Origin of the sequence: Gimesia sp. (genome assembly GCF_048260065.1) — a bacterium.
GTDB lineage: Bacteria > Planctomycetota > Planctomycetia > Planctomycetales > Planctomycetaceae > Gimesia.
Map to the genome: position 1 here is coordinate 100,866 of NZ_JBLXHC010000016.1, position 17,398 is coordinate 118,263.

The window sequence follows — 17,398 nt, forward strand, 5'->3', positions numbered from 1 at the left end:
TTATAACAGAGACCATTCAGCAAATCATTGAAAACTAAAGAAAAGTACAACTCCTATGAAATTTGCGCTCACATTATGCCTTCCCCTGTTTCTGGTTGTTTCGCTGACCACTGCTGCTGAACCGCTTGTTCCCCCTGGCTGGGATGCTGCGCTCGCCGGCGATCAGGTTCTGGAACGGTTGATTCCTGTTACAGGCAAACAGGTGAAGGGGGCCCACGATGCGGAAATGGTCCTGTTGAATGACCGTGCTTTTATCGTAGCAGAGGTCAACGATACCCGTGCCGGGGAAAGTGCCGGCTGGCCTGAAATCTACTGTGCACTATCCATTGTGAACCTCAAGACGTTAAAAGTCGAAGCCGTCATTCCTTTCGCGCGCAGCGGTCAGAAATATGAAAATGAAACATTACCCGTTGGTGCCTGTTTTGTGCCCCGGATTCTGAAACATGATGAAAATACCCTGCGTTGTTTTTTTGCCAGTGAGCAGCCCGGCAAGCGACAGGCTCAAACCTGGTATATCGATATTGATATTCCGGCCCGTGCTTTCGAAAACAAAATCCATAAAGTCAAACTGAAAACCGCTGCCGGTACCTTTGACATGCAGCCACAGTATTTTCATGCTGATGCTGTTGCGAGCGGATTCAGGAAACCGATCAAAGATTTCGGATTCTATCTGTTTGATTCCTTCAAGAACTGGGGAGATCAGACTTATATCGCCATCAATAATTTCGCCGGAAAACAGAACGCACTCGCCCGTATGAATGACAAACATGATACCGTCGAAGTACTCGGGCACTATAACGAACCACAGTCCGCACAACTGAGTGAATCGGCCGTCAATCGTCTGCCAGACGGGACCTGGATGGCCATCTGCCGCAATGATGGCGGCGATCGCAATTACTATTTTACTACCAGTCCGGATGGCATCAACTGGACACAGGGCACACCAGTCGCGGCAGTTCCCAATGGGACCAACTCGAAACCGACCTTCGATAAATTTGGTGATGTCTATTACATGGGCTGGCAGGAAGCGACTCGCATTGATGGCGTGAATCGCAGTGTCTTCAACATTGACGTATCCCGGGACGGAAAGACGTGGCAGCGTAAGTATCGGTTTGAAACGCCTCACTCATTTCAATACCCGGCTTTTGCAGAATATGAAGGGGCCATCTGGCTCTGCGTCACACAGGGAGATACTTCACCCAGCCGCAAAGAACGAATCATGTTTGGTAAACTGGAAGAAACAGGCGCCTTCGCATCTCAAACCGGGCTGCAACGAAAGCCGAAACCCAAAGCGGTCGTTCAACCTGCAGTTCTGCAACCGGGCGTCGAACTCTTTACCGATCGCCAATACACACTCCAGGAAGTCCCCGATCTGTTAAAAGGGCGCTCATTCCTGAAAACAACGATCGAAGGATATGAAGCGGTCTGTAAAGATGCGGGTACACTCTACGCGTTGACTCCTGCCAGACGACCCGGAGCAGCGACCCGGGAACTTGATCTGATCCGACAGGGGTTTGAAAAAGTCGATCTCCCGGAATTTCCACTCTTCCCGGGAGAGATCAACCGTGTGACCACCTGGCAGAAACAGGTCAAGGCAGGGGAACATCTGCGATTTAAGAAACTGGTGTTGCTCGTAATGGGGCAGGGGACGCGCGTGACAGTGACAGCAGCGACCCCCGTGTCCAAATCCGAGCAGCAGGCAGAAATTAAGAATATGGAACGTCTGGCTGATCTGGCGCTGGTTCCACCTGTTGTGAATACTTCACCGTTACCAGAATACGATTATGACAAACTCGACTACGGTATGACGATTGGAATTGAAAGAACTCCGGGCGGACGACTCTGGGCCTGTTGGGTTGCGGGAGGTGACAGTCCGAAAGCATTTTTCGTGCTCGCTTCCAGTGACGATGATGGGGCGCACTGGTCGCGGCCGCGTGTCGTCCTGGATTCCCATTCGCCGGAACATCCCATCGACCGCAGTATTCTGGTGGGTAATCTCTGGACCGATCCCCTCGGACGGCTCTGGCTGATCTTTGATCAGTCGCTGCATATGTTTGATGGAAGAGCGGGGGTCTGGGCGACAGTTTGTGAAAATCCCGATGCCGACCATCCCCAATGGTCCGAACCACGGCGCATCTGGCATGGCGTGACCTTGAATAAACCAACGGTCCTCTCCAGTGGTGAATGGATGCTGCCAATCTCTCTGGATCAGCGCAGCGGTTTTGGCCCGTTTAAAGGTTGTTTTAAGGAGTTAGATTCCCTGCGTGGTGCGAATGTCTTCGTTTCGACCGATCGGGGAGCCACCTGGCAACGCCGCGGTGCCGCGACCTTTCCCAACCCAGACTGGCACGAACATATGATTGTCGAACGCAGGGATGGTTCACTCTGGATGCTGGCGCGAACTGCCAAAGGGATCATGCAGACCACATCCACAGATGGCGGGCGAACCTGGGCAACTCCTTCATTGCCTCCGCAAATCCGTCAGCCTAACGCGCGTTTTCATATCCGACGACTGGCTTCGGGACGGCTGCTCCTCGTGAAACATGGAGACCAGATAGACAAGCATCAGGGACGTGTGCAGTTAAGTGCCTGGCTGTCGGACGATGATGGCATGACCTGGCAGGGGGGGCTGGTGATTGATGAGCGAAAAGGGATCTCTTATCCCGATGGCTTTCAGGCACCGGATGGTTCGATTTACATTTCGTATGATCGGAATCGATCCACGGATGGCGAAATCTTGCTGGCAAAGTTTACTGAGCAGGATATCCTGGCGAAAAAACTGGTCAGTCCCCAATCAAAGTTAAAGCAGCTGATCAGTAAAGCGACCCATCCGAAAAAAGAGAAGCCTGAGTAAACCGCATCAGCTGGCGAATGCAGCCTGTATGGAGCTGTCGTTAAAATAAATCACCGCCTGCTGTCCGGAGAAGGCAGGCGGTGATAAGTTATCTGAGACGGTTTTGAAATCAGGGTTTCAACTGGTGCTTGCCGCCGGCAAACTGCTGATGACAGGCGTTACAGTTTTTCAGCATCGACTGGTAGTGCAGCTGTGCTGCTTTAAAATCTTTGGCTTTCGCTGCTTTATAAAGCTGACCGCCTGCTTTGCGGACTTCGATACTGTGCGCGTCCCACTCTTTGCGGTCTTTTCCGGGATCATGCAGAAGTAAAAGGTTGCCCCCTTCTGCAAGAATCAGCGAGTCGGCTTTGATCGTTTTCCAGGCACTGCGGTCAGCTGGTTCTGTCGCCATTGCCTGTTTGAGTCGTTTGTAGGTTGGCTGGAACACGTATTCCATAAATTCGTGCATATCAGGTTCAACCGGTTCGCCGGCACTCATCTTTTCATTTGCTGATTCCGCCTGCACAGTGGAAGCGGAATGGAATGTCAGCATCAGACCAAAAAACAGAGTAAAACAGACAGGTAAGATCATTTTTATAGACAGGTTCATTACAGGGAATTCCTTATAAGGTGAAGTATCGGGAAGATCGAATGAGTATTTTTCAAGATCTGCATGCAAGGGGTTCATGGTTAAATCAGCAGAACCTGAAGCTGCAGATAAATCTGCGCGTGTTGATCAGCGTGTATTCTGACTTCATGAAAAAAACATGAAAACTGCCGGTTCGAGGCCTCCCTTTCAAGGATTCCCGAATCCACAGTCTCCAGGTCAGACTGTTCCTTCTCAACAGAGATTTGAACTCTGTTTTCAGGCAGAATATCGAGGACAAATGGATGGGAACATTTTTCCTGGACAATGCCGGGGAAGAGCGGGTGTGAGTGCCAGCCAGCGGGGAGTGACTGATTTTGTAAAGGCGGATGGAACTGCTGCAGGTGTAGAGATAACTGCTGCCCCGTCATCCCTTCATGGCTGTGTCCCCAGCGTAAGGGAAGACTGACCACAATAAGCAGGAGTGGGAAAAGCAGAAGTCTACCGAATCGATGCCGCATGCCATTTCCAGTTTCAATAATTCCTGGAGGTTCATTTGCTGTTAAGAGACCGGAGACCTGATTGTAATGTTTTAAATGGAATTCAGCAATCTTGGCAAACTGCCTGTTTGTGCTTGTACCGGCATAAATCGGATTTGCAGTTCCACACGGGAAAGACTGGTGTCTTTTGATTTGCGGAATGTTATAATTGAAGCAGTTTATAGAGAGCAGCAATGACCGTCCCGCACAACAGGAGAGATGTGAATGACCGACGAGCGTTCAACCCAGCCACAGATTTCTGAATGGATCAGTCAGCTCGACAGCACTGACAGTGAGTTGCGTCAGGCCGCACGGAAAGGTCTGACAAAACTTGGTAAACCAGCAGTCCCTGCATTAGCGGAAGCATTGGCAGATGATTCCGAAATGCGCCGCTGGGAAGCTGCCAAGGCACTTGAAACCATCTGCGATCCGGCAGCGATACCTGCTTTAGTAGAAGCATTGACCGATGACACCAGTGTGAAATGGGTGGCCGGCGATGCGTTGATTGCCTTAAACGAAAAGGCCGTGCCGGAAATTTTACACGCGTTAATCAAAGATCCCGCGGTGTTCAGAGATGGCGCCTGTTTTGTGTTGCATCATCTGGCCTCTGATAATGAGGATTTGCGAGATAAATTGACTCCCGTGATTCAGGCAATGAAATCACTGGATTCGTCAATGCACGTACCGATTCAGGCACTTGAGGCACTCTCTAAATTTTCCAAAGTCGACTCCTGACCCTTCTGACTTTCAATTCAGATCCGTTTTCATTATTTGAATGAGCAGCCAGTGACATTTGAACCAGTACCCCCTGCGCGAGGGATTATCGTTCAACTGCGTCAGGCAGTCTGGCTGCTGTTGTTGCTTTCGCTGCTGACCTGCTCGGGATCTTTATTTGCGCAGTCAGACGCTGCCAATCCGTTTCTACCGGCGGATGTCAAAGAGGTCGGCTGGCCTTCCGTCAGGGGCCTGCATTTTGACGCACATTCCCCTGAAATCCACATCGCCGATAACTGGCCTTCCGCAGGGCCTCCGGTTTTGTGGGTGAAAGAACTGGGACAGGGGTATTCTGCTTTTGTGGCAGAGGGCAATCGTGTCTATACGCTGGGGCAGAACCTGCAGGGACAATATGTGTATTGTCTGGATGCCCGTTCCGGAAAAGAGATCTGGAAGTACTGGTATGACTGGCCTTATGAATTGGCGGGAGTCTATCCGGGACCGCGGGCCACACCCACGCTGGCAGCAGGACGTCTGTTATTTGCCGGACCGAGTGGGCTGCTTGGCTGCCTGGATGCGGAGAATGGAAAACTAATCTGGTCACGAAATCTGGTAACAGACTTCAAGGGTGATGGGGGAACCGGCTTTGGTTACGCCTGTTCGCCGACAGTCGTTGATCAACTGGTCATCATGCCTGTCGGCGGTCCCGGGGCAAGCCTGGTCGCGTTGCATCTGAAGGATGGAAAAACGGCCTGGCAGGCGGGGAGTCAACCAGCCAGCTATACCCCCGCCATGCCCATTACCCGCGAGGGGCGAAAACTGATTGTGGGGTACCTGGAAAATGCACTGGTTCTCCACGATTTGAAAACGGGGGAATTACTGCTGGAGCATGAACTGTCAGAAGGGTACGACGAACATTCCTCCTGGCCACTTTACCGGGAGCCTTATTTGTGGATTGCCGCTCCCTTCAGGGCCGGATCTCAACTGTATGAAATCCCCTCGGAATTTGAAAAAGGGACGACGCTCAAAAATATCTGGCGCTCACGGACCATGTCGAATGACGTCCTTTCGAGTGTTCTGGTGGAGGGACATATCTACGGTTTCGATATTTTTGATCAACAGTCAAAAACGCAACGTCCTTCGCGGGGAAAATTCCGCTGCATCGACTTTCTCACAGGAAACGAATTATGGGAGCAGGGCTCAGGCAGACCGGAACGTTCAAATAACGATACATCGGACGAGATCGGTCAGGCCGGGATCATCGTTGCCGATGGTAAGTTAATATTACTCAACGAACGGGGCGAACTGATTTTGCTGAAAATCAATCCGGAAGAATGTGAAATTCTGGCGCGGTGTTCTGTGCTGGCCGGCGAACTGACCTGGACGCCACCGATTCTGCATCGTGGTTGTGTTTATCTGCGCAACCAGTCACGGGCGGCCTGTATTTATGTGGGGGAGCCTGAATTCCTGCCAACACAGCAACAGACATTGCGTGTGGATGAGATACCGCAGGAACAGTATGTGGACTGGGCAGGGCAGATACTTTCGATTGAACCGGAGTATGCCTTTGACCTGCCTTCTCAGAGCTGGCTCTGGAACTGGTTTTTCTGGTCCTCGGGTTTGCTGCTGGCCAGTCTGTTGATCGCGCTGGTCCCTGCCAGTCTGGTTCGCGTTGAACGTCGTTTATTCACTTGGGTAATCTGTTATCGAACGCTCGCGTTTTTAGGTGGTGCACTGGGGACCACCTGGATCAGTGCCTGGACCCGGGATTTTGTTTTTACCTGGCCGCTCTGTCTGTATATTGCCTTCGATCCTGTTCTGGCTGTCGTCCAGTTTCGCAGATCGCAGCAGCGTTCTCTCTGGCGCGATTATCTGCCTCTGTTTGTCTTTGCAGGTATTTCGATTTGCTATTTTCTTTTATGTCGACGTCTTAGTCTTGTTTTCGAATGGGCCTTTCTCGCCGGTCCAATCGGGGCGCTTCCGCTGGGGTTACTGGAAGCACAGCTTTCGAAAGAAAAGTTCAGTGGGATCTGTTTTTCCCTGATCTTAAAGCTGATCACTTATGCCGGGTTTTATGGAAGCGGCATTGTCGTGCTCTGGCTGAAATACTGAGGGGAGGCAGCATCTGTATCCACCTGTTTTCAATGTGTGGGGCATCAGGTGATTCCTTAAAATCGATCATTTCCGGATGAAAGTCCAGGAGATCTTTCCGAAGTTTTAAACAACCTGTTTCCAAAGCGCTGTTTCCTGCATAGAATACATGTAAACGCATACGATGCAACAAATTGCAGATTGCAGTCGACTGACGATTGCAATGAAAATGCCGCGCCGGAAAGGGGGCTGAGGCACAGCCGTTTTTTCCTGATGCAGGCATCGTATGTGTCAGGAAGGATCAGCTCCATGTGCGCTTCCATCGATCGAGAACAGGTTGCTCCCGCAGCAAAACAGCATACGTTTACCAATGAGCCCCCTTCCTTCTGGCGCTCACTGTTGTTAAAGAATACTCTGTTCGTCGCAGCCGTCGTTGTTTTAAGCGGCGGGATTCTCGGGCACCTGGCTTATGTCGCTGCACGCGAGATTATTCATGACAATATTCACCTCCGTCTGCAGCTGGTTGTCACAGACCGGGCTGCACTGTTCGAAGAATATGTAAAGCAGCAACTCGAACGCGCTGCTCTGGTGACGAATCGCACCAGCCTCCATGAATTGATCCATGAATTCAATGACGGCGAAATCGATCTGGACTCGTTCCGTGAGCAATCGGAGCGAATTCTGGAAGACACAAAATTTGGAAGCTCATCCGGCTTTCGTGATCTGTGGATCGTCAATCCGCAGGGAACCGTCATCACCGCGACCAATGATGATTATTTGAGTAAGACCTACGCGGGTGATCCCGGATTTCTGGAAGGCAAAGAGCATCCACGCCTGGATCTACCCCAGGAAGTCAATGGTCGCTATCTCACTTATCTGGTTGCACCGATGAATGATGAGACGGGAAACCTGCTGGGCGTCCTCATGGTCTGGCTGGATGTGACCCCGCTGAAAGAAATACTGACGAATCGCGTTGGCCTGGAGAAGACGGGGGATTTACTGGTTGCGACCAAGCAGGGAGATCATGTTCGCTACCTGTTTCAACCCCGTGACAGCGATGAATGGTCTGTCCCCATCGCTGATGTGCCGGCAATGGCCAAGGCACTGGAGGACGAAAGTGGATCAGAGGTGATGGATTACGACGGCGATCGGGTGCTTGTCTCTTATCGCCCCGTGAATTATCAGCCGGATCTGGAAGCCCCCTGGGGAATGATTGCCAAAATCAGCCTGGAAGAAGCCTACGCACCGGTGACTTATTTGCGCAGGCTGCTGCTGTTGCTGCAGATGGGGCTGGTCGTTTTCGGGATGGTCGTTTCGTTTCTGGTGGCACGACGCTTTACGCGGCCCGTATTAGGCCTGGCGACTTCCGCCTCAAAAATTGCGCAGGGAAATCTGGATGTCCGGGTTCCCATCAATTCGTCAGACGAAGTGGGCATGCTGGGGTCGGCCTTTAATCATATGGCAGAGGAACTGTCGGCTTCCCGAGAGGAACTGGAAGACCGGATCGAACAACGGACGGCTGAATTAAAAGCTTCACAGAAACAGTTCCGGCGGCAGTCGCAGATTCTGCAGTCCATTCTGGACAGTATGGGCGATGGTGTGATCGTCGCAGATAAGGATGGAAATTCCGTATTCTGGAATCCGGCCGCAGAGCAGATTGTTGGCATTGGTCCGCAGAATGTGGATCCTGAAAAATGGTCTCAGATTTATGGATGCTATCTGGCGGATGGGAAAACCATGTGTCCCTCGAGAGATCTGCCTCTGGCGCGTGCGATGCGGGGAGAGTCGCTGGATGAAGTTGTGTTGTATCTGGAGAATCCGGATATCCCGGAAGGGACCTGGATCAGTGTGACCGCCCGTCCGCTCAGGAATGATCGTGGTGAGTTACGAGGCGGCGTCATTGTGATGCGGGATATCACCGAGTCCCGCGCCAACCAGGAGGAACTTCAGTCAAGAGATGAAAAGAACCGGGCAATTCTGGCGACGACACATGAATCTTATATTGCCATCAACGAGAAGAGCATCATTTGTGAATGGAACGAACAGGCAGAAGTAACCTTTGGCTGGTCGCATGAGGAGGCGATAGGACGTTCTCTGGAAGAGACGATTATACCGGAACGTTACTGGGTACAGCATACGCATGGTGTTGAGCATTATCTGCGATCCGGCGAAGGGCCATTACTCAACAAACGGCTGGAACTCTCTGCGCTGCACCGCGATGGTCACGAATTTCCCGTGGAATTAACCATCACGCCGGTTCCCCAGGGAAATGGATTTCTGTTTGCCGCTTTTATCCATGATATCACCGAAGAGAAACGGGCAGAGGAAGAATTACGACAGGCAAAAGAAGCCGCCGAAGCGGCCAGTCGTGCGAAAAGTGCATTTCTGGCAACCATGAGTCACGAAATTCGCACGCCGATGAATGCTGTGATCGGGATGACAGAGCTGCTGCTCGATACCGAACTGAATTCCACTCAACACGAATACCTGACGATGGTGCAGGAATCGGGGGAATCGTTACTTTCGGTGATTAACGATATTCTGGATTTCTCGAAGATCGAAGCGGGGCGATTCGATCTTGATAAAGCGCCATTCCATCTGCGGGAAAACCTGGGAGATACGATGAAGTCTCTCGCGGTCCGTGCGCATCACAAGCATCTGGAGCTGGCATTCCATCTCGATTCGGATGTCCCGGATACGATTGTCGGTGACCGCTTCCGTTTAAGGCAGATCATTGTCAACCTGGTCGGGAATGCCATTAAATTTACAGAAGAGGGCGAGATTGTTCTGGATGTGAATTATGACTTTCAGTCAAAGAATCAGGTGCAGCTGCATTTTGTTGTGCGTGATACGGGAATCGGAATTCCTGAGGACAAACAGCAGCAGATCTTCCAGGCGTTCGAACAGGTCGATGAATCGATGGCCCGCCGGTTCAGTGGTACGGGGCTGGGACTGGCAATCGCCTCTCGTCTGATTGAAATGATGGGGGGAAAGATCTGGGTCAACAGCGAAGTCGGCAAGGGGAGTGAATTTCATTTTACGGCACGTTTCGAATTAACAGAAGAAGAGGTTCCCGCCAACGAACCTTTATTGAAAGCGGAGCTGGACGGATTGCGGGTGTTGATTGTTGATGACAATCAGACCAATTGCCAGATTCTCGAAGAGATGCTGAGAAGCTGGAACATGCAGACGCAATCCATCAATCGAGGCAGTGATGCTTTGGATGTCATGCACGCCAGCCAGCAGGCGAAGCACCCGTTTGACCTGGTGCTGGTTGATGCCAATATGCCTGTCATGGACGGTTTTTCTGTCGCAAAAGCCATCAAGCAGGATACCACACTGGGCAGTGCCGTCATCATGATGATTACTTCCAGCGACCGTCAGGGAGAAATATCCCGTTGCAAAGAACTGGGGATCGCCGCCCATCTGATTAAACCGTTAAAGCAATCGGAGTTGTTCAATTCGATCGCAGAAACACTGGGAATGAACGGGGCACCTCAGCATGAGGTTCGAACGGCAACCGCTGAACTGGCACGACGGATTCCCCCTCTGACGATCCTGCTGGCAGAAGACAGCCTGGTCAACCAGAAGCTGGCGCTCGCTCTGTTAGAACCTCATGGACATGATATCTCAGTTGTCCTCAATGGCAGAGACGCCGTTAAAGAGAGGAAGGCCCGCGATTTCGATCTGATTCTCATGGATGTGCAGATGCCTGAAATGGATGGGCTCGAAGCCACGCGACAGATTCGAGAATACGAACAGGAAACGGGAGAGCACGTTCCCATTATCGCGATGACCGCGCATGCGATGAAGGGAGACCGCGAACGCTGTCTGGAAGCCGGCATGGATGGTTACGTTTCTAAACCGGTTCGTGTCAGAGAGCTGTATACGACCATTGAAGACTGCCTGCATCTCAATTCGGCAGAAGCACTCACGGAAGAAATACCGATTCTGGATTTGAACGAGGAGGGGGAGGCTGTGAATGCTGCAGATCACAATTCCACATCGAGTCAATCAGAAGAGTCTGATGATCCTGATACAGAGAACATTATCGACTGGCAACAGGCGATGGATAAGTCTGAAATCCCCGCAGAAGCGCTCAATGAACTTGGACAGATCTTTCTGACCGAAGCGCCAAAATTATTGTCAGAAATCAGAGAGGCATTGAAAGATAATGACGCACAGTCACTCAGACGCGCCGCCCACACATTGAAAAGTTCGGCTGCTCTGTTTGAAGCGCATCCCGCTGCGGAAGCCGCGTATAAGCTGGAAATAATGGGGAAAGAGAAAAAGCTGAGCGAAGCCAGGGAGGCACTGGAGAATCTGGACCGGGAATTCGATCGATTACTCCCGGCGGTTGCCGACCACATTGAGTCAACTACTTCAGAAAAGGAATAAACGATGAATACGGCATCTGGGAATACAGTAAAAGTACTTCTGATTGAAGATAATCCGATTCACATTGGTCTGGTGAAAACCCTGCTGGCAGAATCAAAATCTCCCATATTTCAACTTCAGTATGCCGGCACTCTCCAGGCAGGTCTGAACCAACTGGATGCGGCGTCGGTGGATGTCGTGCTCCTCGATCTGACTCTGCCTGACAGCGAAGACCTGGATACATTTATCAGAGTTCGTTCCTTTGCCCCGGCGATACCGATTGTCATTGTGACCAGTCTGGATGATGTCAAACTGGCAGCCAAGGCGGTTGAAGCGGGAGCTCAGGATTACCTGGTGAAGACGCAACTCAGCAGGACTTCGCTGATTCGGTCGATACGATATGCGATCGAGCGGACCAGGGTAAGAGACGCTGAATGGGATTCTCCCATGTTTCGTCTGGCCCAGCGACAGTTTCTGAAAGCAGCGCAGTTTATGGGACTGGACGATAATATCAGGCAGCGCCTGTTGTTCCCGCAGCGAACGCTGGCGGTGACGTTACCTTTTCGGCGGGATCATTACACCGAGGTCGAAACAGTGTTTGGCTATCGCGTTCAGCATATTCTGACCATGGGCCCGACCAAAGGGGGGATACGCTATCACCAGGATGTCAGTCTGGGTGAAGTCTCTGCACTGGCGATGTGGATGAGCTGGAAGTGTGCGCTGGTGCATCTTCCATTTGGAGGAGCAAAGGGGGGAGTGCGGATTGATCCGACTGGTTTGAGCAGCCACGAACTGCAACGGTTAACGAGACGCTTTGCGACAGAAATCAGCCCGATTATTGGACCTGATAAAGATATCCCGGCACCCGATATGGGGACTAACGAAAGAGTCATGGCCTGGATTATGGACACTTACAGCCAGGAAGTCGGTTATACCGTGCCTGCGGTTGTCACCGGAAAACCGCTGGTACTGGGGGGAGCCCGCGGCAGGAATGAAGCGACGGGACGTGGCGTGGTTTACCTGATTCAGGAAGCGGCAAAACACCTGAAACTGAACCTGAGTGAATGCACGGCAGTGGTGCAGGGTTTCGGGAATGTCGGCAGTCACGCCGCTCAGTTTCTGAGCGAACTGGGAGTGAAGCTCATTGGGGTGAGTGATGCCACCACGGGGATTTATAATCGACACGGACTATCGATGCCTTCACTTTTGGAATATGTGGCGGAAAACCGGTTTCTGGAAGGTTATCCCGAAGGAGATCACATCAGCAATGAAGAACTACTGGAACTGAAGTGCGATATTCTGGTTCCGGCAGCGCTGCAGAATCAGATTACTGCAGAGAACGCCGACCGCATCCAATGTAAACTGCTGGCGGAGGGAGCCAATGGTCCGACGACTCTGGAAGCGGATGAAGTGCTTAATGAAAAAGGAGTTTTTATCCTGCCTGATATTCTGGCGAACGCTGGTGGCGTGACCGTTTCGTACTTTGAATGGGTTCAGGATACGCAGAACTATATGTGGACGCTTGATGAAGTAAACGAACGCTTGCATTCAATTCTCAAAGACGCATTTCAACGAACGCTGAATCGCGCGCAAAAGAATCAGTTTGATATGCGGACCGCTGCCATGATTGAAGGGGTGGAACGTGTTGCCCAGGCCAAACTGGCTCGGGGATTGTATCCGTAATTCTGAATACAAACTATTGAGTATAGCGTGCGACAATCTCAATCAGTTCTTTGATATTAATCGGTTTGCTGAGAAAAGCATCACAGCCACTGGCCAGGCAGCGGGTCATATCGCCGTGCATCGCATCTGCAGTGAGTGCAATGATCGGTCGGTTATAGCCGAGGCGGCGCAGTCGTTCTGCAGTCTGATATCCGTCCAGTCGAGGCATCTGCATGTCCAGCAGAATCATATCAAACGAATGCTGATCCTGTTCAACCCGTTCGATTGCTTCCAGACCGTCATTGGCCGATTCGACATCTGCTCCGGATTTCACGAGAAACTGCTTCACGAGATAACGGATATCACGACGGTCATCGACGACCAGCACATTACATGACAAAATCGGCTGCTCTTCCTGTGATTTTGATGCGACGAAAGTCAGATTCTGTTTTTTCTCAGGGTGAATCAACGGAGCAGAGTCGACCAGCCCGGCGTGGATTTTACAGGTGAAAACTGTTCCCTTCCCGGGTTGGCTGGAAACCTCGATCTTTCCGCCGAGTATGTGAGCCAGTCGCGAACTGATCGCCAGCCCCAGTCCGGTTCCGCCGAAAGAGCGGGTTACGGAAGTATCGCCTTGAGAAAATTCCTGAAAGAGCTGGGAAAGCTGTGTGTCGGTGATGCCAATGCCGGTGTCGATGACTTCAAACTGAATGACAGGAAGCTCACCCGATGCATCATACGAGATGACAAGTCGAATCGAACCATCAGACGTGAATTTGACCGCGTTCCCAATCAGGTTCACTAAGATCTGACGCAGTCGTTTCGGGTCGCTTTCGATCAGGGCTGGAATGGTCGTCGCATATTCAACACTGAAGTCGAGCTGTTTTTCCAAAGCACGAACCTGCATCATGGAGTACACATCAGCGATCAACTCATCCGCGGCGAAACGTTCTGACACGCATTCCATTTTTCCTGCTTCAATTTTGGAAAGGTCCAGGATGTCATTGATGATGTCCAGCAGGAAACTTCCGTTTTTCTGAATCATTCGCAGATGACGTAATTTATCGGGATCATTTTCTGATTCGGCAAGTAAATCAGCGTAGCCGAGAACTGCCGTCATGGGAGTACGTATTTCGTGGCTCATGTTGGCAACAAATTCGCTTTTGGCAGCACTCGCCTGTTGACCGATTTTAAACAGTCGCGCATTGTCGATGGCAATCGATGCCCGGCGTGCCAGTTCTTCGGCTGTTTTGAAATCGCTGAGTTTGTGACGAAACGCCGCATCGGTCCGAATCAATGTTAAGACACCAAACTGCTGGTCGCGTATGCCCAGCGCAACGACAATTAATGATTCCGCGCGCAATTCACGCAGCAGAGGCAGATGCTCTGGGGTAGGGACGACATCACTCAGTAACTCATCTGTCAGATTCTCAATAAAAACGGTTTCGTTCCCGAACAGATGAGGATTGGCAGGCAGTTCTTTCATTTGAGAGTCTGTATCGGCCTGCATCAGCTGCTCTGCCAGCATCGATGCGCCCGGTTCCGCATGCGCAATCTTCATACGCCGGATGTTATGATCATCGCCGATCAGTTCCAGGATGGCCCAGTCGGCTAAGGTCGGAACACACAGTGAAGTCACATTTTCCAGCGTCGTTTCAAAATCCAGCGAAGCAGCAAGCGTCATGGTTGCTTCACTCAGGAACCGTTCGATTTCAGCAGCGCGCTGTTCGCGTTTTTCCTGAATTTTTTCCGCTGTGATATCCCAGAACAGACCGGCGAAATGTCCGGGGTTTCCCATTTCCGATTCAACAGATTCACCCATCAATTCCATCCACCTCTGTTCGTTGCCAGCGTACAGGATGCGAAATTCCTTCTCGAATGGCTTCTTTTTTCGGACGGAAGTTTCCCAGACTTTTTTGAGTGCTGGTAAATCATCGGGATGGATCGCAGAATAAAATCGTTCCAGCGAAACAGGTTGTCCAGAAGGCAACCCGAGTAGACCATAAATGGCATCAGACCAGTACAGGTTGTCGTTCTGCAGCTCCCACGCTGCCATGCCTCCTGCTTTTAGTGCCAGCGAAAACCGTCTCTGCTGAATCTCCAGATTCTGATTGACTTCGTTTCGTTCTTTCAGCAGGTTGCGCACACTGTATTGGCGCTCCCGGTCTCGCAGGTTTGCCCGGATAGTATTAATAAAGACTGCGATCCGAACCGGTCGTCGAATCAGGGTGACATTCCCCAGTTCCTGTAACTGATTGAGGGAAGGTGAAGTATGTTCTCCCGAGATGAGTAAGACCACGATGGGAAGATCGGACCACGCCGGTTGACGGGACAGTATTTCTGGAATCAGACGATTCTTGTCTGTTTTCAGATATTCTTCTGCAATCAATGCGACGGCGGCATTTCCCTGGCTCACCTGGTTACAGAGTTCCTGCAGGTTGGCGCAAACCCGGGTTTCGATCCTGGCATCTTCCAGGACCTTCACACAAAACTCATTATCTTTTGGTGTCGGAGCCAGAATCAGCACACAGAGACTGTCGGAATCCTCTGTCACTGATTCTTTACTCATGCTCTCTCCCCAGCAGTTTTGAGATTTTTCCTGTGTAAGTAGGCGTCCCACTGAGAATCCCCTGAAATTCGTCTAAAGGCGCACCAACCCTGATGACACCATCTCGCATTTGAAATTCTCGTATCGTCCGCTCATGGGAGCCCGTTCGCTTCTTCACCACAGAAATGGCCTGCCGCAGTTCTCCTACCGCTTCAAAGTAGCGAAACAGGATAACGGCATCTGCCAGGTAACTGGCATCGACGGGGGTCGCCATATGACCGAGCATCCCATGCTGGGCGACCACGAGGAAGGTCAGGATTTTCCGCTTGGCTAATGTCTTCAGGATTTCGTGCATCTGCACAATCAGAAAACGCTCGTGAGGCATCGCGTTCATATACCCGTTCAGACTGTCAATCACCACAACAGAAACCCGCTTGCCATCGTTACTGGGGCGGATGGCTTCGCGAACCTGACAGGCGAACTCACCTGGCAGTAATTCACCGGGATCCTGCTGATGAATGACAATATTCCCCGAATCGAGATGTTCCTGGAGTGGCATGTTTAAACTGGCAGCCCGCTCCATGAGAACTTCACGCGTTTCATCGAAGATAAAAAAGACCGCTTTTTCGCCGCGACTTGCCGCTGAAATTGCATACAGCATGGCAGTGGATGATTTACCGACACCTGCCGGCCCCATGAGCAGAGTACTCGTTCCGGGAGAGAGGCCCCCGCCTACCAGCTGGTCTAAGGAAGCGTTACCACTTAAGACGAGTGGGTAATTCGTACTTTCGACCGGCTGTTCCTGTCCCTTACGGGGAAACAGGTTGAGCCCTCCCGTCAGCAACTGGAAGTCATGGTTGCCTCCCTGAAATTTCTGGCCTCGATATTTGATGACCCTCAGACGTCGGCGTTCGCCCCCGTAATCACCCATCATGTGTTCCAGACGGATCACACCATGCGCAATACTTTGTAACTGCTGATCGGCATCATGGGCAGTATTATCGTCAAGCATGAGCACCGTACAGTTGCGCCCGGTGAAAAAATGCTTGAGGGCCAGGATCTGGCGGCGATAACGCAGGGGACTTTGTGCCAGCAGCCTCATTTCGGAAAGTGAATCGAAAGCGACGCGCGTAGGTTTGCTGCGTTCCACGTGTTCCAAAACCCCGCGAATCGTTTTACTTAATTCCACTTCAGAGGGTTCGAACATGGAATACTGTGAGGCAGTGGAGTCAACCAGCTCACTGGAGTCAACCAGCTCGTAGACTTCAATGTCTTTCATAGTCCAGCCGTGGGAAGCGGCGACTGCTTCCAGCTCTTCTTTTGTTTCCGATAGAGTTACATATAATCCGGTCTCACCATTTTTAGCTCCTTCCAGCAGAAACTGGAGGGCGAGGGTTGTTTTCCCTGTGCCAGGGTCACCTTCGACTAAATAGACCCGGCCGGATGTGAAACCACCTTCAAGAATAGTATCTAATGCATGATTCCCTGTCTGCACCAGCTTTTCACGATTCGAATCTTTCATCATCGCTTTCTCACATTCAGGTAAATGTTGTTCCAATAATGATAAGGTTTGATATTTGTCGGCCCTGAATCACATCTCTGACAGACTGGAGGAACAGTCGAATGCAGGATTGTGATACACAATAAAGTGAGTTGACTACTCAGGTTAAATAAACCCCACTTGTTGAGTTATTATCAGCAGGCCAATTCTCTCTGTCTACTGGCTACTCAAGAAAAGTCCCTGCACCGTAGCGTCATTCAGGGCAGAATCGAGACATGCGATATTTTTTCGTAGTCATTCTTGAAGTGAAAAATGTGGTGATTAAGCGGGCCTCAGTGATACCGTAATTGATACTTATGGACCGGGAACTCCTGAAAATAAGGGGAAACACTACCGGAGAGGAAGTCGTTCCTCTCCTATATTTTTTTGAGCCGATTTTTAACAGGAGCCCGACACCGACATATAAGAGTCTGTTGAAGACAATTTGTCGCAGTGTCAGATTATTGAGGCGAAAACGGGGGCGCAGCACCGATTTTCAAAACGGGAT

The 17,398-nt window shown here is 51.1% G+C and carries 9 protein-coding genes; 5 read left to right on the forward strand and 4 right to left on the reverse strand.

What is annotated here, in order from left to right; translation table 11 throughout:
- Positions 1-55 precede the first annotated feature (55 nt).
- Entirely contained in the window at positions 56-2,854 is a 2,799-nt protein-coding gene (locus ACN0YN_RS24780; protein WP_417387716.1) for a sialidase family protein, read from the forward strand.
- Positions 2,855-2,963: 109 nt separating this feature from the next.
- Here the strand turns inward: ACN0YN_RS24780 and ACN0YN_RS24785 are convergent, their stop codons facing one another.
- Both ACN0YN_RS24785 and ACN0YN_RS24790 read right to left on the reverse strand, forming a co-directional pair.
- A complete protein-coding gene (locus tag ACN0YN_RS24785) occupies positions 2,964-3,443 on the reverse strand; it encodes a hypothetical protein (RefSeq protein WP_417387717.1) in 480 nt (159 codons plus the stop codon).
- Between the two features lie 80 nt (positions 3,444-3,523).
- Positions 3,524-3,940 carry a hypothetical protein gene (locus ACN0YN_RS24790; RefSeq protein WP_417387718.1) on the reverse strand — a complete coding sequence of 139 codons (417 nt, stop codon included), beginning with the start codon at positions 3,938-3,940 and terminating at the stop codon, positions 3,524-3,526.
- Between the two features lie 243 nt (positions 3,941-4,183).
- Here ACN0YN_RS24790 and ACN0YN_RS24795 point away from each other — a divergent pair, with 243 nt between their 5' ends.
- From ACN0YN_RS24795 to ACN0YN_RS24810, 4 genes are all read left to right on the forward strand, one after another.
- Entirely contained in the window at positions 4,184-4,693 is a 510-nt protein-coding gene (locus ACN0YN_RS24795) for a HEAT repeat domain-containing protein (protein WP_417387719.1), read from the forward strand.
- Between the two features lie 51 nt (positions 4,694-4,744).
- Positions 4,745-6,784 carry a PQQ-binding-like beta-propeller repeat protein gene (locus tag ACN0YN_RS24800; RefSeq protein WP_417387720.1) on the forward strand — a complete coding sequence of 680 codons (2,040 nt, stop codon included), beginning with the start codon at positions 4,745-4,747 and terminating at the stop codon, positions 6,782-6,784.
- Between the two features lie 288 nt (positions 6,785-7,072).
- Complete coding sequence (locus tag ACN0YN_RS24805; protein ID WP_417387721.1) at positions 7,073-11,161, forward strand: response regulator; 4,089 nt, start codon at positions 7,073-7,075, stop codon at positions 11,159-11,161.
- Between the two features lie 3 nt (positions 11,162-11,164).
- Positions 11,165-12,823: a Glu/Leu/Phe/Val dehydrogenase dimerization domain-containing protein gene (locus tag ACN0YN_RS24810; protein ID WP_417387722.1), complete on the forward strand. Its 1,659-nt coding sequence runs from the start codon at positions 11,165-11,167 to the stop codon at positions 12,821-12,823.
- Between the two features lie 13 nt (positions 12,824-12,836).
- Here the strand turns inward: ACN0YN_RS24810 and ACN0YN_RS24815 are convergent, their stop codons facing one another.
- Positions 12,837-15,371 (reverse strand): response regulator, encoded by a 2,535-nt coding sequence (locus ACN0YN_RS24815; protein ID WP_417387724.1) that lies wholly within the window; start codon positions 15,369-15,371, stop codon positions 12,837-12,839.
- Entirely contained in the window at positions 15,364-16,872 is a 1,509-nt protein-coding gene (locus tag ACN0YN_RS24820) for an ATPase domain-containing protein (protein WP_417387725.1), read from the reverse strand. Before ACN0YN_RS24820 ends, ACN0YN_RS24815 begins: the two co-directional genes overlap by 8 nt.
- Positions 16,873-17,398: the final 526 nt, after the last annotated feature.

Excerpts from the sequence above, each read along its gene's own strand:
- ACN0YN_RS24780 (WP_417387716.1), top strand. The coding sequence starts at position 56 with ATGAAATTTGCGCTCACATTATGCCTTCCCCTGTTTCTGGTTGTTTCG.
- ACN0YN_RS24785 (WP_417387717.1), bottom strand. The coding sequence starts at position 3,443 with ATGAACCTGTCTATAAAAATGATCTTACCTGTCTGTTTTACTCTGTTT.
- ACN0YN_RS24790 (WP_417387718.1), bottom strand. The coding sequence starts at position 3,940 with ATGCGGCATCGATTCGGTAGACTTCTGCTTTTCCCACTCCTGCTTATT.
- ACN0YN_RS24795 (WP_417387719.1), top strand. The coding sequence starts at position 4,184 with ATGACCGACGAGCGTTCAACCCAGCCACAGATTTCTGAATGGATCAGT.
- ACN0YN_RS24805 (WP_417387721.1), top strand. The coding sequence starts at position 7,073 with ATGTGCGCTTCCATCGATCGAGAACAGGTTGCTCCCGCAGCAAAACAG.
- ACN0YN_RS24810 (WP_417387722.1), top strand. The coding sequence starts at position 11,165 with ATGAATACGGCATCTGGGAATACAGTAAAAGTACTTCTGATTGAAGAT.
- ACN0YN_RS24815 (WP_417387724.1), bottom strand. The coding sequence starts at position 15,371 with ATGAGTAAAGAATCAGTGACAGAGGATTCCGACAGTCTCTGTGTGCTG.
- ACN0YN_RS24820 (WP_417387725.1), bottom strand. The coding sequence starts at position 16,872 with ATGAAAGATTCGAATCGTGAAAAGCTGGTGCAGACAGGGAATCATGCA.